This is a genomic window from Xenorhabdus lircayensis, from assembly GCF_016306625.1.
GTDB classification, from domain to species: domain Bacteria; phylum Pseudomonadota; class Gammaproteobacteria; order Enterobacterales; family Enterobacteriaceae; genus Xenorhabdus; species Xenorhabdus lircayensis.
On the sequence record NZ_JACOII010000020.1, the window covers coordinates 37,143 to 59,738 of the forward strand.

The following is a 22,596-nucleotide window of genomic DNA, read 5'->3' on the forward strand; positions in this document are numbered from 1 at the left end:
ACTTCATCTGACCATCTGATTTTATCAACCAGGCATAGAGAGTTTATCGCATTTAGTTGAATTCAAGCCAACCCTCGGAAATAACATCGCTGAGTACACTCCTATTCCACAACTTTCTGCGTTTCAGACTCTTTCGATTTCTCTGGCACCGGCCCCGGGCGCATAATCTGGTTAAAGCTATTTTTGATTTGATTCACATCAACCGTTGCCTCACCTTTTGGTTGCACCAGAATAAAGGAGATTTCTTGAGACAACATTTCTTGCAATTTTTTATTCAAAAGCTGTGGCGTCAGGGAGGATAAAAATGCCTGCCTCAACCGCTGGAATTGTTCAGGGGCGATATCTGTCACGTTATTTTGCTGTGACAACAAGCGTTGGTTAATCAAGATATCGGTATCTGTGCGGGCATACATGGCGAATAGTTGCTGGAGCTGAGTCTGCTTCTGGGCATAAAGTTCATCAAATTGTTCCTGCGGTAGTCCATTTTCACGCAATGATGATAATTGGGAAGCCAGATAAAGTGTGGATTCCATCAGCTTGTCCGTGGGAACATCCAGATTTAATGAGCAGTTCGCCCGCTGATATAATACACGGCAATCCAAGCCTAACTGCATGTCATCCTGCTTTTCTTTAAGCCCCAATTGCAGGTAACGGTAAAGCGCTTCACGCGTCAGGTCATTTAGCCAGTATTGAATCAGTGTTTGCGAATCGTTAATCGGCAGCCAATTCAAATTCCAAGTTAAAGACAGGCGGTCTTGTTTGGCTTTATCACTCACTACACCAATCGTGGCTGCTTTCAGCGGCAACAGTGTTGGAACAGAAACCGGTGTCTGCCGTTTTCCTTCCAATGACGAAAATGCCTGATTAATCCGCTCTGACAGTAGCCGTCTGTCAACATGCCCCGCGATGTACAGTGTCATCGCATCCGGCGTGTACCATTGACGATAGAAGTTTTCGACTTTTTTCACGTCCACAGGCACGGATACCGGCATTCCAGGATCATGGTCGATCAGCGTTGAGCCTTTCAATCGCATACGCCATACCGGATCTTGGGTATCAGGTGGAAAAGTCGTAACAGGAGGCTCACCCGCTTTCATGGCCTGTGCCAATGTCTCCGGTGTAAATACAGCGCCACCAGCAATATCGGACAGCCATATCAACGCATCTTGTAGCAGGTCAGAGCGGTTATTCGGTAAGCTCAGGCTGTAGAGGGTGAAATCATATGAAACAATGGCAGGTGGGAAGGGGTTTTTGGTGTCTATCACGTTGTGCCATAGGTTTTCTAGTTTTTGCGATGATAAATCTTTACTGCTGGATAAGACAACTTTCGGGATAAGGTAGGTATAGCCCTGTTGTTGGTTTTTCTCAGTCAATGAGCCCGTTTTTACCAATAACCGTAACTGGATTCTGTCATTCGGCCGCTGTGGTGTTTGCAGGATTTGCCAACTGAAGCCATTTTCAAGTTTGCCTTGTTGCCAAGCCGGATCGGGTTGCAAGATTTCTGCCTGTGCCAAGCAAGTCGTCGCTAGAATCGCGCCACCAATAAGATATCCGATTTTGTTGCCCTGCATTCTCACTTACCCCTACCTGTTTAGTTTTATCCTTCAAAACCTAAGACAATCAGCAATATCTAGATATTATCACCGAGGATTAGACCATTATTCATCTTGTAAGGTTTCATTTTGATGGTGTTTTCTGCTTATTAACCTGACGATTATAGCCTTTGACCAGTAATCCCAATTCATCATCCTGATGGCTTTTAGGACAAGGCATGGGCACAGGCGGCTGTTCTTCGTTCAGTTCCCGCGCAACATCACGCAGTGGATGTATGATAATGCGATTTACACACCAGCTTATCGACACCGTAAGAATAAGTGCGAGTAATAAATAGGTGGTCAACATTAATGCAAGTGTATTTAAGGCAAAACGGTACACTCTATTGGAATCGACCTGCAAAATGAGGCGTCCCTGTGACTCTACGGTTTTTGGCGAAACACCATAAACGTAAAGAGGAATATTTACCTCAACCGGAATCCCAAAAATCTGGTTTGCCAGTTCAGGTATGGGACGATGAGTCGCAAAATTCAAGCTCATCACCCGAACGTTATCAGGCAATATCACATCGGCTCGGCCCAGAATGCCTGAGGTCTTTAGCCCAATCAACAGTGTTTTTGCTTTATTGAGGTCTGAACTCAGCAACGCTTCCGCCAAAGGGGTCTGGATCTGTACGGCCGCATTATTAAGTTGGCTGATGTAGTCATCTTTCCGTTGCTGCAATAGGTGCGATAACTGGATGGTGATGAAAATGGCAATAGTTACCAAAGTGACTCCTGTCACTGCGGCCATCTGTTTAATAGTTAACGAACGTTTGACGCGCAATTTCATCTTATCCAAACCGATAATTGTAAAAATCCTGACTACCACACCTTAACAATGTGACTGAGTATACTTGATTTTCCTTACGGCCGTCTTATTTTGATGAATTCAAAGTAGAAAAATGACCGAGGTATAACGGTTGCACTCATTAACGTGATTACATAACGTTTTTACTGCCACGCTTACACGTTATACCACGGTCAGATACGATTAGGTGGATGGATTTTCATCCTGTTCAACCGCAAAGCACGCGATCAGTTGTTCACCATATTGCTTTAACTTTGGCTGGAATTGGGTACATGAGCTAAATGCACGACGGCAACGAGCAGCAAAGGCGCATCCCGGAGGCGGGTTCATTGGGCTTGGTAATTCCCCCGTCAGCTTAATGCGTTCACAGCGCAATTCAGGGTTTAGGCGAGGAGTCGCAGACAACAACGCCTGTGTATAAGGATGGCGCGGATTGTTGAAAATCATTTCCTTACTGCCTTTTTCAACGCAGCGCCCCAAATACATTACCATCACTTCATCAGCAATATGCTCAACGACCGAGAGATCGTGGGATATAAAGACGTAAGACAGCCCCAAATCCTGCTGCAAGTCCATCATCAGGTTTAAAACCTGCGCCCGCACCGAGACATCCAACGCAGAAACGGGTTCATCCGCAATCACCACGTCTGGGTTTAACATCAACCCACGGGCAATGGCAATGCGCTGACGCTGACCACCTGAAAACATGTGCGGATAGCGCGAGTAATGTTCCGGCTTTAGCCCCACTTTTTCCATCATCTGCAAGACTTTTACCTTGCGTTCAGCCGCCGTGAGTGAGGTATTAATCCGCAACGGCTCTTCCAGGATCTGCCCTACTTTTTTACGGGGATTCAAGGAAGCATAAGGATTTTGGAATACGATCTGAATTTTCTGGCGACGCAGTTTTTCCGCTTCTTTATTTGGCACCAGTAGATCCTGTCCCAGATAATAAAGCTCTCCTTCGGTCGGTTTTTCGATCATGGTCAATAGGCGACCCAGCGTAGATTTACCACAGCCTGATTCCCCCACAACGGCCAATGTTTTGCCTTTTTCCAGCTCAAATGAAACCCCATCCAGCGCCTTAACCATGCGCTCAGGCGAAAATAGGCTCGTTTTTACCGGATAGTATTTCTTTAACTCTGTGGCTTTCAGCAATGGAACTGTGGCCTTTTCCTGTACGCGGTTTTGTTGATCATTCATACTGTCGGCCTCCCCTCATCATCCAGCGGCATATGACATTTAACCTGACGCCCTCCCACTGACTTCAATGGAGGCTCTTCCTGACGGCAATGCTCATTGGCATAAGGGCAGCGGGGATTGAGCAAACACCCTGTCGGACGGTCATATTTTCCGGGAACAACACCGGGCAACGATGCCAAACGAGATTTATCCACCGCAAATTCCGGTAATGCCCGTAATAATGCCTGTGTATAAGGATGGCGTGGCGAACAGAAGATTTCCGTTGCTTTGCCAATTTCCACCACCTGCCCGGCATACATCACAATAATATGATGGGCAGCTTCCGCCACCAGCGCCAAGTCATGGGTGATCAGGAGCAATGCCATGTTTTCCTGGCGCTGCAATTCCAGCAACAATTCGATGATTTGCGCCTGAATCGTGACGTCCAATGCCGTCGTAGGTTCATCGGCAATCAGGAGTTTCGGACGACAGGCAATAGCCATAGCTATCATCACGCGCTGGCTCATCCCACCAGATAATTGGTGCGGATAAACATCCAAACGCGAGGCTGGATCGGGGATACCCACTTGAATCAGCAAGTCGATTGCTCGCTGGTGTCGGGTTTTCCGATTGCCACCCTGATGGACTTTCAGGGCTTCCATAATCTGATAACCGACGGTGTAGCATGGATTGAGGCTGGTCATGGGATCTTGGAAAATCATCGCCACTTCTGCACCAACCAACTGGCGGCGCTCTTTTTCTGAAATTTTAGCCAAGTCACGGTCATCAAATTCCATTTTTTCCGCCATGACTCTGCCCGGATAATCAATCAGCCCCATAATCGCCAGTGAGCTGACCGACTTACCTGAACCGGATTCTCCAACAATCCCGACGACCTCTCCCTGCTCAACACGATAGCTGATACGGTCAACGGCGCGGAATGGCGCATCTTCATCCCCGAAGTGCACCGATAATTGATCTATATTCAACAATGCCATTTCACAATACCCCTACTGCTTGAGCTTAGGATCGAGTGCGTCACGCAACCCGTCCCCCATCAGGTTAAACGCCAGTACCGTCAACAGGATAGCCAGCCCCGGAAAGGTCACGACCCACCACGCACTCTGGGCAAATTGCAGAACATCTGCCAGCATGGTTCCCCATTCTGGTGTCGGTGGCTGTGCCCCCATTCCCAGAAATCCTAAGGCTGCCATATCAAGAATGGCGTTCGAAAATCCCAATGACGCCTGCACAATCAATGGTGCAAGGCAGTTTGGCAGGATATTGATGAACATCTGACGCATGGCTCCCGCTCCAGCCACTTGGGAAGCCGTCACGTAGTCGCGGTTCACTTCAACCAGCACGGCCGCCCTTGTCAGGCGGATATAGTGAGGCAAGGCAACAAAAGTCAGTGCCAATGACGCATTGACAATTGACGGGCCAAAGATCGCCACCAGTACCAATGCCAGCAGCAGGCTTGGCAATGCCAGCATAATATCGACGATACGCATGATAATGGCATCCACAATACCGCCGAAATAACCTGCCAGTACTCCCAGAGTGATGCCCATGATTAGTGACATCACCACGACCAGACAGCCAACCAGTAATGAAAGGCGTGCGCCGTACATCAGGCGGGACAAAATATCGCGCCCAACATCATCGGTGCCGAGGATAAAGTGCCAGCTTCCGCCTTCCTGCCATACCGGAGGGGTCAGCAAAGCATCACGGAACTGTTCTGCTGGGCCGTGGGGTGCTAATACTCCGGCTAATAACGCCACCAGCAGCATCACGACAATATAGAAAAAGCCAACCACCGCACCTTTGTTACGTTTAAAGTAGTGCCAAAATTCCTGCATCGGCGTCATCAATTTCGGCGCACCCGATACCACTGGCTCAGTTGTTTGAGTCATCATGTGCTCCTTATTTCTTATGACGAATACGCGGATTGACGATGCCGTACAGCAAATCAACCACCAGATTGACCAGAATGATCATGGTCGCCACCAGCAATACGCCTCCCTGAACTACTGGGTAGTCACGACGTTGCAGGGCGTCAATCAACCAGCGCCCCAATCCCGGCCATGAAAAAATAGTCTCGGTCAGAATCGCCCCCGCCAGCATGATACCCACTTGCAGACCAATCACTGTGACCACCGGTAACAACGCGTTACGCAACGCATGGACGATAATGACACGAATACGGCTTAAACCTTTTGCGCGAGCAGTGCGGATATAGTCCTCGCCCAGCACTTCCAGCATAGAAGAACGGGTCATACGAACAATCACCGCCAATGGAATCGTTCCCAGAACAATGGCAGGTAAAATCATATGCATCACTGCATCAATGAAATCACCGTCTTCCCCCCAAATCAGCGTATCAATCAGCATAAAGCCCGTCAGGGGATTGCTGTCATCAAGAAATACAATGTCGCTGATGCGGCCGGAAACAGGCGTTAGGTTCCACTGGACGGAAACCAGCATGATCAGCATGATCCCCCACCAAAAAATTGGCATGGAGTAACCCGTTAATGATAAGCCAATAGACGTGTGATCAAAGATGGAACCACGCTTGACCGCCGCCAATACCCCAACCGGAATACCGACAGATATGGCGAATAACATGGCACAGATGCCCAATTCAAAAGTCGCCTTAAAGCGCGGGACAAACTCATCCCATACAGGAATGCGGCTTTTTAACGAGATCCCCAAATCACCATGCAATACGCCATTAATATAATGAAGATATTGCTCCCAGAGCGGCTTATCCAGCCCCATTTCAGCCAGTAATTGGGCATGACGCTCAGCAGACATCCCACGCTCTCCCGCCATAATCAGCACGGGATCGCCGGGGATCATATGGACAAACGCGAAAGTCAGCAGCGTAATACCAATAAATGTTGGGATCACTAAACCCAAACGTCGAAGGATGAATTGCAGCATATCCTGAATTCTCTTTTTAAATACCAGTTACGGCTCTTCAGGCCGCTTGGTGTAATACAAGGGTCGACTTGCCCATCAGAGATGCGAAACCATCCCCCGCAGAAAAATCTGGGGGATGGTTAATCACAACGGCTCAACAGCAAAAATTATTCGAGATCAACTTTGTAAAAATAATGTTTACTGAAAGAATCAACCACATAGCCCTTCACTTCTTTGCGAATTGGCTCGTAAACCGTGGAGTGGGCAATGATCAATGCGGGTACCTGTTCATGCATCACAACCTGCGCCTGTTTATAAAGCGCCGTACGCTTGTTGATGTCAGCAGTTTCACGTGCTGGCTGAATAACTTCCTCAAATGGCTTGTAACACCATTTGGAATAGTTAGAACCTCTCTCTTTGGCAGCGCAGCTAAACAAAGTACCGAAGAAATTATCAGGGTCACCATTGTCTCCTGTCCACCCCATCATGACAGTCTTCGGTTCGCCATCTTTGGCACGTTTCAGGTATTCACCCCACTCATAACTGACGATCTTGGCCTTAACACCAATTTCCGCCCAGTCAGCCTGAATCATTTCCGCCATACGACGGGCATTCGGGTTATACGGGCGCTGTACCGGCATTGCCCATAAGTCAGTTTCAAAACCATTCGGGAAGCCAGCTTCTTTCAGCAGTTCCTTGGCTTTGGCAGGATCATAGGCGTAATCCTTGATGTCATCGTTATAACTCCATATGGTCGGTGGGATCAGGTTTTTCGCTTTCTGACCCGCTCCCTGATACACCGCATCAATGATGGCATCTTTATTTACCGCCATAGACAGCGCCTGACGAACTTTCTGGTTATCCATCGGCGATTTAGTGACATTGAAAGAGAGGTAGCCGACGTTCAAACCTGCCTGTTCTTTCAGGACAATGTTTTTATCCTGCTTCATGCGGGCAATATCAGCAGGGTTTGGATATGGCATCACCTGACATTCATTTTTCTGCAATTTCGCATAGCGTACAGAAGCATCAGGCGTAATGGAGAACACAAGGCGATCAATCTTCGCTGGACCTTCCCAATAATTCTTGAATGCCTGATAGAGAATACGGGAGTCTTTCTGATATTGCTGTAATTGGAACGGGCCTGTACCGATCGGATTAAGGTCAACTTTCTGCGGAGTGCCAGCCTTCATCATTACATCAGCATACTCTTTGGATAGAATCGAGGCGAAATCCATCCCGATATTAGCCAGGAAAGGTGCTTCAGGGCGGGATAGCACAAAGCGAATAGTGTAATCATCCACTTTTTCTACTTTGCTGATGATGTTACCCAGATCCATGCCAGTAAAGTACTCATAACTCCCACCTGACACTTTATGGTACGGGTGGTTTTTATCCTTCTGGCGCATGAAGGTAAAGATCACGTCATCAGCATTGAAATCGCGTGTTGGCTTGAATTCCTTATTGCTGTGCCACTTTACGCCCTTGCGCAAATGGAAAGTATACGTTTTCCCATCATCACTCACATCCCAACTTTCTGCGAGACTAGGAATTATCTTTGTTGTGCCTAACTTAAAATCCACTAAACGGTTATAGATTGGTACTGAACTGGCATCATAAGTTGTGCCAGAAGTAAATAACTGCGGGTTGAAGCCTTCAGGAGAACCCTCGGAACAGTAAACCAGCGTTTTTGCCTGAATACTGGCTGTTACAGCCAATGCGACAAGACCGACACCCAGTTTTAACAAACCGGACTGTTTTTTCTTGGAGATTGCCATTACTTGAACTCCGCTTGTGATGTTTATTGTGTCTTAGCCAGCCCAGAGTTTTCTTCCTAAATGCCACTGTCCCAGCTTGTTTTATTGTTTTTCGTTTATCAATTAAACAATTGTTATGCCCGACGTCAACATAATCAGACATAACTCCAGAAACATCAGAAAAACATAAAAGAAAAAATTTATTAACAATAATGGTTAAAAAGTATGACGAAGAGCACATTGAGTAGACAAATTCACTAAAAATTCATCCAATAAAAAGAATTAATCGCTAGTGATTATAATTTTGAATTTGTGACCAATTACTTAAATAATGAGCAGAAGAGCTTATAAAAAAGGCTAGAGTGCGTAAGATGTGGATACGATTCACCCAGAAGAAATAATTGAAATATAAACGATTAGAGCAAAACCAATCACGTCACTTGTTAAAGCAACAGTTTTTGCTATTAATTTGGCTTAAGTAAGATTCGAAAATAATGTCAGTATAGATGAAAAATTTTACGAAGCTGACCGTGATATACAGGAAATGTTTGAAGGATCTTTATAAAACGGCTTTTATTGGATACCCACGCACTGATTTGGTGGATAACGAATGATCTATCTTTAGGCAAAATGGCGAGAAGTATGATCCCCGAAGGGAAAAAGAAAAAACCCCGCTCATAAGAGCAGGGTTTCAGAATGCTGGTCGGCGAGAGAGGATTCGAACCTCCGACCCACTGGTCCCAAACCAGTTGCGCTACCAAGCTGCGCTACTCGCCGAAAACGAAGCGCATCTTACTGCCAGCGCCGCAAACCGTCAATACCTTTTTAAAGTTAAGTGTTTATTTGATGATAAATCAGCCAAAATACACGCTACGCAACATATCTCAGACAACAAAAACCTCGCCCTGTGACTGGCGAGGCTTTTGCATTAAATCAATCAGAGATCACTGGAGCAGTGAAATATCCGCTACACGCAAGAACAAATCACGCAGCTCACTCAACAGTGTCAGACGATTTATCCTTACTTGCAGATCTTCATCCATCACCATCACATTGTCGAAGAAGGCATCCACCACTTCACGCAGGGAAGCCAGTTCAACCAGCGCATCCTGATAGTTGCCTTCGGCAAACAAAGGTACCAGTTTTTCTTTCAACACGACAAGGTGCGTCGCCAGTTGGATCTCTTCTGCCGCTTTCAATACGGAAGCAAGAACACTGTCATTCAACTTCTCTTCTGATTTTGCCAGAATGTTGGAAACACGCTTATTGGCAGCCGCCAGAGAAATCGCTGCATCCAAGGTGCGGAAATGCGTTACCGCTTTCATGCGGGCATCAAAGTCTGCGGGTTGGGTCGGACGACGTGCCAGTACTGCCTGAATAGTATCAACGCTATAACCTTGCTCCTGATACCAAGTGCGGAAACGACCGAGCATAAACTCAACCACATCATCCACAACTTTCTCGTTAGTCAGCTTGTCACCGTACAGGCGAACAGCTTCTTCTGCCAAAGTCTGGAGATCGAGAGACAACTTTTTCTCAACAATAATGCGCAATACCCCCAAAGCGGCACGACGCAGCGCAAACGGGTCTTTATCTCCTTTTGGATGCTGGCCAATACCGAAGATCCCAGCCAAAGTATCCATTTTATCTGCAATGGCTACAGCGCAGGCAACACCAGTAGACGGCAACGCATCACCAGAGAAACGTGGCTGATACTGTTCGTTCAGTGCCAGTGCCACATCTTCCGCTTCGCCATCATGGCGAGCATAGTGCATCCCCATCACGCCCTGCGTATCGGTGAACTCAAATACCATGTTGGTCATTAAGTCACACTTGGACAGCAAACCTGCACGGGTTGCATGAGTGACATCTGCACCAATTTTTTCAGCAATCCAGCCAGATAGAGCTTGAATACGGTCAGTTTTATCGCGCAGTGTGCCCAGTTGTTTCTGGAACAGCACCGTCTCCAAACGAGGCAGGTTATCTTCCAGACGCTGTTTACGGTCAGTCTTGAAGAAAAATTCTGCATCAGCCAGACGTGGGCGTACAACTTTTTCGTTACCTGAAATGATTTGCTGCGGATCAGAAGACGCGATATTGGCGACAAAAATAAAGTTCGCCATCAATTTGCCGGAATGATCGTAAACCGGGAAATATTTCTGGTCGCCTTTCATGGTGTAAACCAGGGCTTCAGTAGGAACGTCCAAGAATTTTTCTTCGAATTTCGCAGTCAGAACTACAGGTAATTCCACCAGCGAAGTGACTTCTTCCAGCAAGCTGTCACTCAGATCAGCCACACCACCAAGCTGTGCCGCGGCCTGTTCTGCATCACGTTTGATAATCGCCTTACGCGCTTCATAATCCGCGATAACACGACCACGCTCCTGCAAAATAGTCGGATACTGTTCTGCGTTCTCAATGGTAAATTCCGCCTCACCCATAAAACGGTGACCACGGATAATGCGATCCGATTTAATACCCAGAATTTCGCCTTCCACCACTTCGCTACCCAGCAGCAAAGTGACAGTATGCACCGGACGAACAAATTGGGTTTCTTTATCACCCCAGCGCATTAATTTAGGGATAGGCAATTTGCTAAGAGAAGTGCTCACCATACCTGCCAGCAGTTCTTTTGCTTCACGGCCTTTGACCTGAGCACGATAGAGCAGCCACTCGCCTTTATCCGTTACCATGCGCTCAGCCTGATCAACGGTAATACCGCAACCACGTGCCCAACCTTCCGCAGCTTTGGTCGGTTTGCCTTCTGCGTCAAATGCCTGAGCAATCGCAGGGCCGCGTTTTTCAACTTCACGATCAGCCTGTGTCGCAGCTAGATTTTCCACTTTCAACGCCAAACGACGAGGAGCAGCAAACCAGCTAACTTCACCATGACCCAGATTGGCGTTATTCAATTCTGCTTCAAAATTGGCAGCAAAGGATTCCGCCAGTGAACGCAGCGCCTTTGGTGGCAACTCTTCTGTGCCGATTTCCACAAGGAAAGTCTGTTGAGTCATGATGGCCTCTCAGTCCTTATTACACATAGTCTTGTTACACATAGGGAAGCCAAGTACCTCGCGGGAGGCATAATAAGCTTCAGCAACTGATTTGGTCAGGGTGCGAATGCGCAGGATATAGCGCTGACGTTCAGTCACAGAAATCGCTTTACGTGCATCCAGCAAGTTAAAAGTATGACCCGCTTTCAGAATGCGTTCATAGGCTGGCAGTGGTAGCGGATTCTCCAACGCCAGCAATTCCTGTGCTTCTTTTTCATATTGCTCAAAGCAGGTAAACAGGAAATCCACATCGGCGTGTTCGAAGTTGTAAGTAGACTGTTCAACTTCATTCTGGTGATAGATGTCGCCATACGTGGTTTTACCCAGCGGACCATCGCTCCATACCAGATCGTAAACGCTATCCACGCCCTGAATGTACATCGCAAGACGTTCCAGACCGTAAGTAATTTCACCGGTGACAGGCTTACATTCAAGACCACCAACCTGCTGGAAGTAAGTGAACTGAGTCACTTCCATGCCGTTCAGCCAGACTTCCCAGCCCAAACCCCAAGCACCTAAGGTTGGGTTCTCCCAGTTGTCTTCAACGAAACGGATATCGTGAACGGTAGGATCGAGTCCCAACGCTTTCAAGGAACCAAGATAGAGTTCCTGAATGTTATCGGGAGATGGCTTGATGATAACCTGAAATTGATAGTAGTGCTGGAGGCGGTTTGGGTTTTCGCCATAGCGCCCGTCAGTCGGACGACGGGAAGGTTGCACATAAGCTGCTGCAATAGGTTCTGGCCCCAAGGCACGCAGACAGGTCATAGGATGAGAGGTTCCAGCACCGACTTCCATATCCAATGGTTGGACAATGGTACAGCCTTGATGCGCCCAGTAATCCTGTAGTGTCAGGATGATTCCCTGAAAGGTTTTGGTATCAAACTTTTGCATGTTGAATCCGCACGCGATACATATGAATTTAAACGAAAGGGGTCAGTATACCCTTTGACCGTAAGATATACAGCACAGATCGCCTCTCAATTTTGCCGCAGTATAAAAAAATCTTATTCAAATCTCTTTACTTGTATATTTATACAGTTAAACTTAGTGCAATTATTCACCATTATCTGTAAGGAAGTTCGATTCATGAGCAAGGAAATGACTCGCTGCGGTTGGGTAACATCCGATCCTGATTATCTGGCCTATCATGACAATGAATGGGGCAGGCCATTGAGAGATAGTCAGCAACTTTTTGAACTAATTTGCCTCGAAGGGCAGCAAGCTGGTTTATCATGGCTCACGATCCTGAAAAAACGGGAAGGTTATAGAAAGTGCTTCCATCAATTTGATCCCGTCAAAATCGCTAAAATGGATGAAACAGATGTTGAGCGGCTGATGAAAGAACCCGCCATCGTGCGTAATCGAGCCAAAATCAATGCAATTATTCATAATGCCCGCGCTTATCTGCAAATGGCCGAACAAGGGGAAAATTTCAGTACGTTTATCTGGCATTTTGTCAACGACTCTCCCTTGATTAATCACTGGGAAACGCTGACAGAAGTTCCTGTCAAAACAACCAATTCTGACGCCCTCTCCACTGAGCTGAAAAAACAAGGATTTAAATTTATTGGTAGCACCACTTGCTATGCTTTTATGCAAGCGGCAGGCTTGGTAAACGATCATGTCACCCATTGTTGGTGCCGGAAATAAGCTCCCTGTGTCAGAAAATAGGTTACCTGTAGCGAAAAATTAAAATTAGTGCATAAAAATAAACAGAAATATCACTTCAAAATATAAAACTGGATTAATCCAAAATATCCAGTTTTTAAATTCAATAAAAAGTCACATTTCCATATATACAAACATAGAATACCTATTTTTCCCCATTGCACCCTAGTAGTGAGCGGGGTATGGTGTATTCTTCTCATACAAAAACAGACGCAAACGCCGTTATGAAATTTTCGCAATTCGGAAACAAATTTACGCAAGATTCGGGAATTACCCGTCTGATGAATGATCTCAACCAAGGTCTGAGAACGCCTGGCGCGATTATGCTAGGTGGCGGTAATCCAGCACATATTCCTGAAATGGATGATTATTTCCAGCAGATATTGGCTGACATGGCGTCAAGCGGTCAATTGAGCGAAACCCTATGCAACTATGATGGGCCACAAGGGAAAAATACCCTGATAACGGCACTGGCCCAAGAGTTACAAGAAAAGCTTGGTTGGGATATCCATCCACAAAATATCGCCCTGACCAACGGCAGCCAAAGTGCCTTTTTCTATCTGTTTAACTTACTGGCTGGCCGCGCTGAAGACGGTTCAATGAAGCGCGTTTTGTTTCCTCTTACGCCAGAATATATTGGCTATTCAGATTCAGGTTTGGATGAAGGGTTATTTGTCGCCAATAAACCGAATATTGAATTGCTGCCCAACGGCCAATTTAAGTATCGAGTTGATTTCGATCACCTGAATATTTCTGAAGATATCAACCTGATTTGTGTCTCCCGCCCAACCAACCCAACGGGCAACGTCATCACCGACGAAGAATTGCTACGCTTGGATGGACTGGCTCAACAGCATCAGATCCCTCTGTTAATTGATAATGCTTACGGTGTGCCATTCCCCGGTATTATCTTCAGCGAAGCCACCCCACTGTGGAACCACAATATTATTCTGTGCATGAGCCTATCTAAACTTGGGCTACCGGGTTCTCGCTGCGGAATCATCATCGCCAATGAGAAAATTATCAGTGCAGTCAGTAACATGAATGGCATTATCAGCCTGTCTCCAGGCGGTATTGGGCCGGCTATCGCGCTGGAAATGATTAGACGCAATGATCTGTTCCGTCTATCGCAAAATATCATCCAGCCGTTTTATAAAAAACGGGTAGACAACGTGATTGAGATTATTCGCCGCCATATGTCGGAAGATCGCTGTCTCATCCATAAACCGGAAGGTGCAATATTCCTCTGGCTCTGGTTCAAAAACTTGCCAATCACGACGGAAGTCCTTTACCAACGGTTGAAAAAACGGAAAGTGCTGATGGTACCGGGTCATTTCTTCTTTCCGGGACTGGAACATCATTGGCCTCATGCCCATCAATGCATGCGCATGAACTATATCCCTGATGTGGAAAAGATCGAAGAAGGCATCCGCATTCTGTCTGAAGAGATTGAGATAGCGCACAAAGAAGCTGAACGTTGATCTGTGCAGCAAACAGTAATCAGCACAATAAAAAAAGCTCCCTCATTTAGGGGGGAGGGAGCAAGATGATAACGAGGACTTTTACCTGCGAACAGGACAGTAGTTATTAGAATCCCAAAAGAATTCTTCACACACAATTAGGAAAGGAAAACAATCCTTGTTTATACACCTTCCCTGAACTGAGTATATTAAACCAGAAAAAATAAGTTCTAATGGTTTGAATAAGCAGGGATTTTTTACTTTAAATTGCCTCTACTATCTCAAATTAAGATCAAATTGGAACAGTTGGGTGATATTCTGTGATCTAAAGCACATTTAATGAATCAAGTAAGCATACTTAAATAATTAGCAATGATCTCAATCATCCTAGTGTCCAGAAAATCACTGCCAAAATTTGGGGTGACATAATCCTAAAAAACATCACCAGTGGATAAACCGTCGCGTACGACAACGCCGCAGCTCCGCTGGTACTGTGAATCGTATTGGCAAAAGCCAGAGCAGGAGGATCCGTCATTGCACCGGCCAGCATCCCACACAAGCTGAGATAATTCATTTTGGCAACAAAGCGTGCCAACAGGCTCACGATCAATAGGGGAACTATCGTTATCAATGCTCCATAACCTATCCATGACAGCCCTTCTCCATGCACCAGTGTATTAATGAAATCGCCACCAGATTTCAGCCCAACAACAGCAAGAAACATGACAATACCCAACTCACGCAGTGCAAGATTTGCACTTGGAGGCATAAACCAATAGAGTTTTCCAATTGTGCCAATACGCCCCAAAATCAAAGCAATAACCAAAGGCCCACCCGCCAGTCCCAGGCGTAAAGCAGCAGGGAAACCAGGAATAAACAGAGGAATAGAACCCAACAAAATTCCCAGACCGATCCCAATAAATACAGGCAGCATCTGAACCTGCTGGAGTTTTTGCTGTGAATTACCCAGTAGCCTTGTGGCGGCTTCTACAGCTTCAGGACGCCCGACGATATTCAGGATATCGCCAAACTGCAAACTGGCATTATTGCTGGCAACCAGTTCAATCCCCGCACGATTGAGGCGCGTGACAACAACATCATATTTCTGTTTTAAGTTGAGTGACCCAAGCCGCTGGCTCAATACCTCATCATTCGTCACAACAACTCTGACCGATTGGAAAATACTGCCGGAGGTAGACAGAGATACATCAACTTCTTCACCAATCATCAAACGAACTTGGTTCAGCGCTTCCCGCTGCCCCACCAGATAAAGCAAATCCCCACTCTGGATCACGGTAGTTGGCTGGGGCACCATCAATAAGTCCGCTCGTTTCAGGCGTGAGCACACAACTTCGTCACTGTTGAGCAAGGGAATATCCTGCATCACTAATCCATTCAGATTCGGATTACGTACAGCGATATTCATTGTCTGGAGTATTTCCCGGCTATGATTATTTTGGCTATCAAACGCCTTGGCTTCGCGTTCAATGCTAATTCTGAAAAAAAGGCGTACCAACCACATAACCAGCAAGATACCGCAGATCCCCATGGGATAAGCCATCGCGTATCCCATGCCCATTTGGCCGACAAAGGAAGGCTCCGAACCCAAATCCACCAAAATTTGTTGCCCCGCTCCCAGCGATGGAGTATTTGTCACTGCACCAGAAAAAATACCCAGAATAATAGGCAAAGGAACATCAAACAATTTATGAATAATAGCAGCGACCAGACTGCCAATAATTACAATCAGAGCAGCAAAACCATTTAATTTAAGACCAGAAACCCGCAAAGAAGAAAAGAATCCCGGCCCGACTTGTATTCCAATAGTATAAACAAATAGAATTAAGCCAAATTCCTGAATGAAATGTAGCATGTCATTACTGAGAGATAGCGAATACGTCTGGGCGAAATGACCGACAATAATTCCGCCAAACAAAACGCCACCAATCCCAAGACCAATACCATATATTTTCCAGTTACCTATCCATAACCCCAATGAGGCAGCCAATGCCAACAAGCTCATTGTTAATGCAATATCACTCATGACCTGCTTCCTTTACCAAAGGTTAACAATCTAGGAAATTCGGCATATTCCCTTCATATGCCCCATGAATGACAAGATTGCCATCAATTGAATGCTTACATGAATTAACAAACAGGTATGTGTCTTAAACCACATATCGCACGCTTTTCCCATTTTTATGGGTAGAATTTTATTCAGGGAAATTTTTTATTTGCTGACTAAAAATCGACTACCAAATATATTCAATAAATAAATATCCATGAACACAATCAATATCACTTTGAATAATTCTGATCATTGTTACCAAATGTGATGAAATTATTTTTCTTCATGCCGACTCAAAAAAGTGGACATAAAAACGGAATTAAAATTTCCATCACAAAAAATTATTAAATTTAGCGATAAGTGCTATAGCAAACTGGATATTACCTGACTATAGTAAATAGTATTCATGAGTAAACAGTATTAAAGGTTTATCTTCATGCTTTGGAAAAGTGGCGTTAAAGAGCAAATTTAAAGTATCTGAACACTGGCAAATTAACTCATTGAGATCATGGAAACGATGAAAAACCGTAAAACGCTTCTATCATTATGTACCACATTGGGATGGCTACTTGTCACGGGCTGCTCCAGCATCATGACGCATAGCGGCCCCCATCAAGGTTACTATTCAGGAGCAAAAGCCAATATTGGCATGTTGAAAGATGACAAGACTGGATGGGTCATGAAACCTCTGCTCGCGGTTGATCTTCCATTTTCTGCCTTTTTAGATACGCTTTTGCTTCCCTATGATTATGCCCGCTCCAGTCAAGATAACGCAGATACATCCCCTAAGCATCGTATTGAACAGCTGGGGAAAAATTTAATCGCTGTACTTCCCGCCTCAGAAGCCTAGCTAACTATGTCACTGGGATGAGTGAACGCAGCCAACACAGCAACAAATCGAAAGATGAAGGATATAATCAGCATATTATTGGGCATCGCCATGAACCTGCGATGCTCATCTCAGTAATATCTGCCTCAATCAATCCCTGTTTCAACCACAAATATCTGCTGGTAACCGTCAATATTACGCATAAAAGCAACATAGCGATCATCCGGTGATATCACTATTGCATCTGCGGAAGGTGCATCATCTGTGCGCTCTGTTAAACGCCGCATTTCGCCATTTTGACTGTCACAGAGCACGACACTATTATCACAAACACAGGCAATAAACCGACCACGGCTATCCCAGCTAAATGCAGATTGTATATTGTCATGACTGTGGGTTATCTGCATTGGCTTACCGCCATTTGGTGAGATATACCATAGCTGGACAATCCCATCTTCATTTTTCATCAAAAAACAAATTTTGCTGCCATCCGGCGATGTTCTCAGCCAATGCCGTGGAATATTCACTACTCCCGGCCAGCGCTTATCATGCGTAAAGGTTAAACGCCTCTGTTTCACCCCCGCTGGCGGAGCTGGTAATGTTGTTTCAGTACCTGCCAAAGGCTGATTGCCCGCAATAACGTAATCGCCATCGTTTTCAGGTAAGTCAACGAGATAAATTTCCGGTATCTTTTCACCATCTTCAGCGCGTGTATCCCCAATAAAGGCCAACGCCCAGCGCTGCCATTGACCATTATCTTTAAGATACCCCCGCAGCCCAATCCATCCCTCTTCATAAGCCCGATTGATATCATCACTTCCGGGACGTGGATGTGCAGTGGTATTGCTGACAACAACCGAAAAATAGCTGCCATCATATTCTCTCGGATGTTTTTTCGCTGACATCACGGGCCCTAACGGAACTGCCACAGCAACATTACGTAAGTCGAGAGCAGAGTCTAACTTATGCATCACATGGTCGTTATAAGTGAAACTCAAGCGGCGGCCATCAGGACTGAAAACGTGAACATGCGTACCACCACGCAAAGCACCTGCGGTATAAGGAGGAGTAATATCCATTGCATCAATGTTAACCGCCACATTCGGCTGGATATCGGAAACAATCACACCACGACGATGATGGAAATCATACTGCCACTGTGCATCTGGTTTTTCTGGGCCGTGAATAAACGCATAACTCGCTGGCTCCTGAGGACTCACAGTCACAACACCGACATGAGCACCGTCTTTTGCCTGATAGATAATTTCAGTCTGTTCATTATCCACATGAATTTTTTCTATCGTTAAGCCAGTAAAAGACGCACCACTGGGACGAACGTCGTATACTAACCACTGACTGTCAGGCGTCCAGATATTTATATTAGTTATCTGATGGCTACGGCTGTCGAATGTAATCTGGCGTTCCTTAAAAACCATTTTCCTACCTTATCTTGCGGGGTTTCGGATAATAAAAACTAATCTTATTAAAGTTTGGCTAAAAAATTTCAGTCGAGACGTTACTATTTCGACAGTACTCTTTACGTATACGTTATATTCCATTTGATTAAATTTATGCTACTCAGTGTCCTTTATATCATTGGTATTACGGCTGAAGCCATGACAGGGGCGTTAGCCGCCGGTCGTCGAAAAATGGATGTATTCGGCGTTATCATTATTGCTTCCGTGACGGCCATCGGTGGTGGCACCGTCCGTGATATGATTCTGGGCCACTACCCGCTCGGCTGGGTAAAAAATCCAGAATATATCGTGACCGTTGCCTGCGCTGCCGTAGTCACCATCTGGGTTGCCCCCATGATGAAACATCTACGCCGTTTATTTCTCATTCTCGATGCGATTGGTTTAATCGTTTTCTCCATCATTGGCGCACAAATCGCGTTGGAGATGCACTATAGCCCGATCATCGCAGCCATCGCTGCCGTGATTACCGGTGTTTTTGGCGGGGTATTGCGCGATATGTTTTGCAATACCATTCCTCTGGTATTCCAAAAAGAAATTTATGCAGGAGTCTCTTTTGCAGCCGCTTGGCTCTATATCGCTTTATTACATACACCATTGCACCCGAACAGCGTAATCCTGATTACGCTTATTGCAGGACTAGCTGCACGGTTAATTGCTATCCGTTATCGACTTGGTTTACCCATTTTCCATTACGATAACTCAGACCACTGACATTATCATGAGCCTCTGGGGCAACCTCTTGCCCCACTTCACTGAGTCTTATCCAGCGGCGCCACGCTTTGCTCCTCAATCTCTTGTTGCTCCTTGATCCCCTGCAAAGCTAAGGTATGAATTAACGCCTTAATCTCCGGATGCTGTAAAAAGGCTGATGTTTTTTCTCTTTGTTTTGCTGTTAATGAATTTTTCGCGTTCATATTTGATAACTGCGCTTCCCACTGCCAACCCATATTATTCGTAAAGCGATTGGCATGAGGCAGACCAATGGCTTCACGCCATAATGAAAGTGGCCGTAATTTTGCCTGCTGGAATTGAGAGAAGATCAATTTGGCACGCTTAGTGCCAATGGTCGTTACTGTCTCAAGCTGCCCTTGATCCAATTCCAGCCAATCCGTTAAATTCGCCACTAATCCATGTCTTACCAAAGCTGACCAAGTTCCTTGCCCAACGCCTTTCATTTTCAATTTTTCCCCAAGCCATGTCAGACGGGCAATAAACTGTTGCTGGCAGCGATTATCATTCAAATCATTTGCATGATTGAGTGCCAGACAGCTAAGGAAATGATAATCCTGCTCATTGGGTGGTTGAATATCAGGACGTTCCGTAATGCGCCACACCACGTTATCAAGTTTAGGTATACCATGCCCTGCCAGCGCCACTGTGATTCTATCCCCCGGATAAACATTCCACTGTTTCCAACGTTTGACGGAACCGATATTGACGCGACTAACCTGCCTATCGTCTAACTTTACTTTCTCCAGCTCTAATACAACGGATATTCTTCCTGTCCGGCCTATCGTGAAATTGACATTTTTTACGACTGTCAATTGCTGCCGTAATGGGTATTTCCATGCAATCGCCCAACTACTTGATCCTGCCCGCCACTGTCGGCCAGTGGGCTCAATTTCCTGTCGTAGAACAACGCCATCCGTGGCAAAAGGGAGAGACTGAACAAAATAATCTTTCCATCTTTTTTCGGCGTCCTCTGCGGTAGCAATTGGGTGACTATACTGCTGGGCGATGGGAAACCCCATTGATGCCAATCGTTCCAGCTTGACCGCCATTTCAATTGGCCCATCCGGCCAGCCCCAGATAAAGACGCCAATTTGTTTAAGCTCCGGTGCAGGCACCTTGCGCATCATCACCCCCGCAACTTTGCTGCGCGATCCCTGACTTCCTGCAACGGATTGTTGGTGATGTGTCTGCTGCCAGAAAAGCTCACCTTGCAATACCAAACGTTCCGGAGCATTTTCTATCTGCTTGGGAATACTGGGAATAAATGAGCTTTTATCCATCCAGTCTGTTCCTTCGGTACCATTACCACGACTGATTAACCGCACTAACTGGCCTTTTTCATAGACCAAAGTCACCGCGACACCATCAATTTTGGGTTGCAGCCATACCCCCGTTCGCCCCTGTAACCACTGGCGAATTTCCTGTATTTCTTTCAACTTATTCAACCCGGTGTGCTGGACAGGATGAGGCTGTTTCCCTTCTGTTGGCACAGCAACCACGAAAGAGCGGTTTGGTGCCTGATTGACACAACCTTGCCAAAGCGTCAGGGTTTCCAGTAATTGATCATAGATTTCATCATCTATTTCACTAACGCCCTGCTGACGATAAAGCTGATCCCATCTCGCCATCTGCTCTGTCAGATGTTCGATTTCATGCTGAAGCTTTTCTTGTGACCACTTGTCCTGTGGCCACATAGAGCAATTTACCTTGTTGGCAAATGCCATCGGCGTGCCAAATAGCAATACCCATATTGTTATGAGAAAACTGATGAGAAAATTAAGCATCCCTGCTCCGTCGATTCCTAAAATACGGACAGAGAATAAAAAGCAGGGCGATTTTTGCCAAGAAGCAAAAGATAGGTTTGCGAAGCGTTTCGAAAAATAAATGTTTAATTTCTGCAACCGTTTATTTTTCCTGAAATTGTTTCGCAAAATGAACCATTAATATCAGTTTGTTAAGAAAAAATTTTGTTGAAATGTCCGTTGGCATGTATTGTAACGCTGCATGGGTTAACGTATCCGTGTATACTATGTGGGATTTTACATTCCTGCGCTTGCATTTATTTATACCCAATCAGTCAAGAAATCATCATGAACCAAGGAACGTTATATATTGTTTCTGCGCCGAGCGGAGCAGGCAAATCAAGCCTTATTCAGGCTTTATTAAAAACTCAGCCTTTGTATGACACTCAGGTTTCTGTTTCGCATACGACACGCCAATCTCGTCCAGGCGAAAATCATGGTGAACATTATTTTTTCATCACAGTGGATGAATTCCAAAATATGATCAGCCATGATGAATTTTTGGAGTATGCCTGTGTTTTTGGTAACTATTACGGCACATCGCGAAAAGTCATCGAAGATACGCTCGCCAGTGGCGTTGATGTTTTTCTTGATATTGACTGGCAAGGCGCACAGCAAATCCGTCAGAAAATGCCGGCAGCTCGCAGTATTTTCATTCTTCCTCCTTCCAAGGAAGAGTTGCTCCGCCGTCTGCGTGGGCGTGATCAGGACAGCGAAGAAATTATTGCCAAACGGATGGCTCAGGCTGTCGCGGAGATGGAACATTACAACGAATATGATTACGTCATCATCAATGACGATTTCAATACGGCACTAGTCGATTTACAATCTATTATTCGTTCAGAGCGTCTACGATTAGATCGTCAGACTCAGCGGCATGACGCCTTAATCAGCAAATTATTGGCAGACTGAACCAAGTTTCAGTATTATGCCCAGTCATTTATTTATCTGTGGAGTAGCACATATATGGCACGCGTAACTGTTCAAGACGCAGTAGAAAAAATTGGTAACCGTTTTGACCTGGTGTTGGTCGCTGCTCGCCGAGCACGCCAATTGCAAATAGGCGGTAAAGATTCCCTCGTTCCAGAAGAAAACGATAAGATGACTGTTGTCGCTCTGCGTGAAATTGAGCAAGGCCTCATCAACAATAAAATTCTTGATGTTCGTGAGCGTCAGGAACGGCAAGAACAAGAGGCCGCAGAAATCAAAGCCGTTTCTGCCATCGCTGAAGGTCGTCGTTAA

Annotated in this window: 18 protein-coding genes and 1 tRNA gene; 6 read left to right on the plus strand and 13 right to left on the minus strand. The window is 45.8% G+C overall.

Annotated elements, in window-relative coordinates; all coding sequences use genetic code 11:
• Window positions 1-101: 101 nt before the first annotated feature.
• The 10 genes from H8A87_RS02735 to glyQ form a co-directional block, all read right to left on the minus strand.
• Window positions 102-1,571, minus strand: coding sequence for a M16 family metallopeptidase (locus H8A87_RS02735; protein ID WP_198688472.1), 1,470 nt, complete (start codon window positions 1,569-1,571; stop codon window positions 102-104).
• Window positions 1,572-1,677: 106 nt separating this feature from the next.
• Window positions 1,678-2,385 carry a HAMP domain-containing protein gene (locus H8A87_RS02740; protein WP_198688473.1) on the minus strand — a complete coding sequence of 236 codons (708 nt, stop codon included), beginning with the start codon at window positions 2,383-2,385 and terminating at the stop codon, window positions 1,678-1,680.
• Between the two features lie 201 nt (window positions 2,386-2,586).
• Entirely contained in the window at window positions 2,587-3,603 is a 1,017-nt protein-coding gene (dppF, locus tag H8A87_RS02745) for a dipeptide ABC transporter ATP-binding subunit DppF (RefSeq protein ID WP_198688474.1), read from the minus strand.
• Window positions 3,600-4,580, minus strand: a complete 981-nt coding sequence (gene dppD / locus H8A87_RS02750; RefSeq protein WP_198688475.1) for a dipeptide ABC transporter ATP-binding protein — start codon at window positions 4,578-4,580, stop codon at window positions 3,600-3,602. The genes dppF and dppD overlap by 4 nt, the downstream gene beginning before the upstream one ends.
• Before the next feature lie 12 nt (window positions 4,581-4,592).
• Complete coding sequence (gene dppC / locus H8A87_RS02755; RefSeq protein WP_198688614.1) at window positions 4,593-5,495, minus strand: dipeptide ABC transporter permease DppC; 903 nt, start codon at window positions 5,493-5,495, stop codon at window positions 4,593-4,595.
• Window positions 5,496-5,505: 10 nt separating this feature from the next.
• A complete protein-coding gene (dppB, locus tag H8A87_RS02760; RefSeq protein ID WP_198688476.1) occupies window positions 5,506-6,525 on the minus strand; it encodes a dipeptide ABC transporter permease DppB in 1,020 nt (339 codons plus the stop codon).
• Window positions 6,526-6,671: 146 nt separating this feature from the next.
• Complete coding sequence (gene dppA, locus H8A87_RS02765; protein ID WP_198688477.1) at window positions 6,672-8,282, minus strand: dipeptide ABC transporter periplasmic-binding protein DppA; 1,611 nt, start codon at window positions 8,280-8,282, stop codon at window positions 6,672-6,674.
• A gap of 679 nt (window positions 8,283-8,961) precedes the next feature.
• Window positions 8,962-9,038 (minus strand) — tRNA-Pro (locus tag H8A87_RS02770).
• 167 nt (window positions 9,039-9,205) lie between these two features.
• Window positions 9,206-11,275 carry a glycine--tRNA ligase subunit beta gene (gene glyS / locus H8A87_RS02775; RefSeq protein WP_198688478.1) on the minus strand — a complete coding sequence of 690 codons (2,070 nt, stop codon included), beginning with the start codon at window positions 11,273-11,275 and terminating at the stop codon, window positions 9,206-9,208.
• Between the two features lie 9 nt (window positions 11,276-11,284).
• Window positions 11,285-12,208, minus strand: coding sequence for a glycine--tRNA ligase subunit alpha (gene glyQ / locus H8A87_RS02780; RefSeq protein ID WP_198688479.1), 924 nt, complete (start codon window positions 12,206-12,208; stop codon window positions 11,285-11,287).
• A 195-nt stretch (window positions 12,209-12,403) separates the two neighbouring features.
• On the opposite strand from glyQ, the gene H8A87_RS02785 reads away from it, so the two are divergent.
• Together H8A87_RS02785 and H8A87_RS02790 are read left to right on the plus strand one after the other, a co-directional pair.
• Window positions 12,404-12,967: a DNA-3-methyladenine glycosylase I gene (locus H8A87_RS02785; RefSeq protein WP_232370040.1), complete on the plus strand. Its 564-nt coding sequence runs from the start codon at window positions 12,404-12,406 to the stop codon at window positions 12,965-12,967.
• 242 nt (window positions 12,968-13,209) lie between these two features.
• Complete coding sequence (locus tag H8A87_RS02790; protein WP_198688480.1) at window positions 13,210-14,466, plus strand: valine--pyruvate transaminase; 1,257 nt, start codon at window positions 13,210-13,212, stop codon at window positions 14,464-14,466.
• Window positions 14,467-14,827: 361 nt separating this feature from the next.
• Here the strand turns inward: H8A87_RS02790 and H8A87_RS02795 are convergent, their stop codons facing one another.
• Window positions 14,828-16,489, minus strand: a complete 1,662-nt coding sequence (locus H8A87_RS02795; protein WP_198688481.1) for a putative transporter — start codon at window positions 16,487-16,489, stop codon at window positions 14,828-14,830.
• Between the two features lie 541 nt (window positions 16,490-17,030).
• Between H8A87_RS02795 and H8A87_RS02800 the strand changes: the two genes are divergently transcribed.
• Window positions 17,031-17,363: a YceK/YidQ family lipoprotein gene (locus tag H8A87_RS02800; protein WP_198688482.1), complete on the plus strand. Its 333-nt coding sequence runs from the start codon at window positions 17,031-17,033 to the stop codon at window positions 17,361-17,363.
• 125 nt (window positions 17,364-17,488) lie between these two features.
• Here the strand turns inward: H8A87_RS02800 and H8A87_RS02805 are convergent, their stop codons facing one another.
• The gene (locus tag H8A87_RS02805) at window positions 17,489-18,778 is read right to left on the minus strand and encodes a DUF3748 domain-containing protein (protein ID WP_198688483.1); all 1,290 of its coding nucleotides are present in this window, start codon (window positions 18,776-18,778) and stop codon (window positions 17,489-17,491) included.
• Between the two features lie 135 nt (window positions 18,779-18,913).
• Here H8A87_RS02805 and H8A87_RS02810 point away from each other — a divergent pair, with 135 nt between their 5' ends.
• Window positions 18,914-19,531, plus strand: a complete 618-nt coding sequence (locus H8A87_RS02810; RefSeq protein WP_198688484.1) for a trimeric intracellular cation channel family protein — start codon at window positions 18,914-18,916, stop codon at window positions 19,529-19,531.
• A gap of 38 nt (window positions 19,532-19,569) precedes the next feature.
• On the opposite strand, the gene ligB is transcribed toward H8A87_RS02810, so the two are convergent.
• Window positions 19,570-21,336 carry an NAD-dependent DNA ligase LigB gene (gene ligB, locus H8A87_RS02815; protein WP_198688485.1) on the minus strand — a complete coding sequence of 589 codons (1,767 nt, stop codon included), beginning with the start codon at window positions 21,334-21,336 and terminating at the stop codon, window positions 19,570-19,572.
• Between the two features lie 306 nt (window positions 21,337-21,642).
• On the opposite strand from ligB, the gene gmk reads away from it, so the two are divergent.
• Both gmk and rpoZ read left to right on the plus strand, forming a co-directional pair.
• Window positions 21,643-22,266 (plus strand): guanylate kinase, encoded by a 624-nt coding sequence (gmk, locus tag H8A87_RS02820; protein ID WP_198688486.1) that lies wholly within the window; start codon window positions 21,643-21,645, stop codon window positions 22,264-22,266.
• Window positions 22,267-22,320: 54 nt separating this feature from the next.
• Complete coding sequence (gene rpoZ, locus H8A87_RS02825; RefSeq protein WP_198688487.1) at window positions 22,321-22,596, plus strand: DNA-directed RNA polymerase subunit omega; 276 nt, start codon at window positions 22,321-22,323, stop codon at window positions 22,594-22,596.

Excerpts from the sequence above, each read along its gene's own strand:
- H8A87_RS02735 (WP_198688472.1), bottom strand. The coding sequence starts at position 1,571 with ATGCAGGGCAACAAAATCGGATATCTTATTGGTGGCGCGATTCTAGCG.
- H8A87_RS02740 (WP_198688473.1), bottom strand. The coding sequence starts at position 2,385 with ATGAAATTGCGCGTCAAACGTTCGTTAACTATTAAACAGATGGCCGCA.
- dppF (WP_198688474.1), bottom strand. The coding sequence starts at position 3,603 with ATGAATGATCAACAAAACCGCGTACAGGAAAAGGCCACAGTTCCATTG.
- dppD (WP_198688475.1), bottom strand. The coding sequence starts at position 4,580 with ATGGCATTGTTGAATATAGATCAATTATCGGTGCACTTCGGGGATGAA.
- dppC (WP_198688614.1), bottom strand. The coding sequence starts at position 5,495 with ATGACTCAAACAACTGAGCCAGTGGTATCGGGTGCGCCGAAATTGATG.
- dppB (WP_198688476.1), bottom strand. The coding sequence starts at position 6,525 with ATGCTGCAATTCATCCTTCGACGTTTGGGTTTAGTGATCCCAACATTT.
- dppA (WP_198688477.1), bottom strand. The coding sequence starts at position 8,282 with ATGGCAATCTCCAAGAAAAAACAGTCCGGTTTGTTAAAACTGGGTGTC.
- glyS (WP_198688478.1), bottom strand. The coding sequence starts at position 11,275 with ATGACTCAACAGACTTTCCTTGTGGAAATCGGCACAGAAGAGTTGCCA.
- glyQ (WP_198688479.1), bottom strand. The coding sequence starts at position 12,208 with ATGCAAAAGTTTGATACCAAAACCTTTCAGGGAATCATCCTGACACTA.
- H8A87_RS02785 (WP_232370040.1), top strand. The coding sequence starts at position 12,404 with ATGAGCAAGGAAATGACTCGCTGCGGTTGGGTAACATCCGATCCTGAT.
- H8A87_RS02790 (WP_198688480.1), top strand. The coding sequence starts at position 13,210 with ATGAAATTTTCGCAATTCGGAAACAAATTTACGCAAGATTCGGGAATT.
- H8A87_RS02795 (WP_198688481.1), bottom strand. The coding sequence starts at position 16,489 with ATGAGTGATATTGCATTAACAATGAGCTTGTTGGCATTGGCTGCCTCA.
- H8A87_RS02800 (WP_198688482.1), top strand. The coding sequence starts at position 17,031 with ATGAAAAACCGTAAAACGCTTCTATCATTATGTACCACATTGGGATGG.
- H8A87_RS02805 (WP_198688483.1), bottom strand. The coding sequence starts at position 18,778 with ATGGTTTTTAAGGAACGCCAGATTACATTCGACAGCCGTAGCCATCAG.
- H8A87_RS02810 (WP_198688484.1), top strand. The coding sequence starts at position 18,914 with ATGCTACTCAGTGTCCTTTATATCATTGGTATTACGGCTGAAGCCATG.
- ligB (WP_198688485.1), bottom strand. The coding sequence starts at position 21,336 with ATGCTTAATTTTCTCATCAGTTTTCTCATAACAATATGGGTATTGCTA.
- gmk (WP_198688486.1), top strand. The coding sequence starts at position 21,643 with ATGAACCAAGGAACGTTATATATTGTTTCTGCGCCGAGCGGAGCAGGC.
- rpoZ (WP_198688487.1), top strand. The coding sequence starts at position 22,321 with ATGGCACGCGTAACTGTTCAAGACGCAGTAGAAAAAATTGGTAACCGT.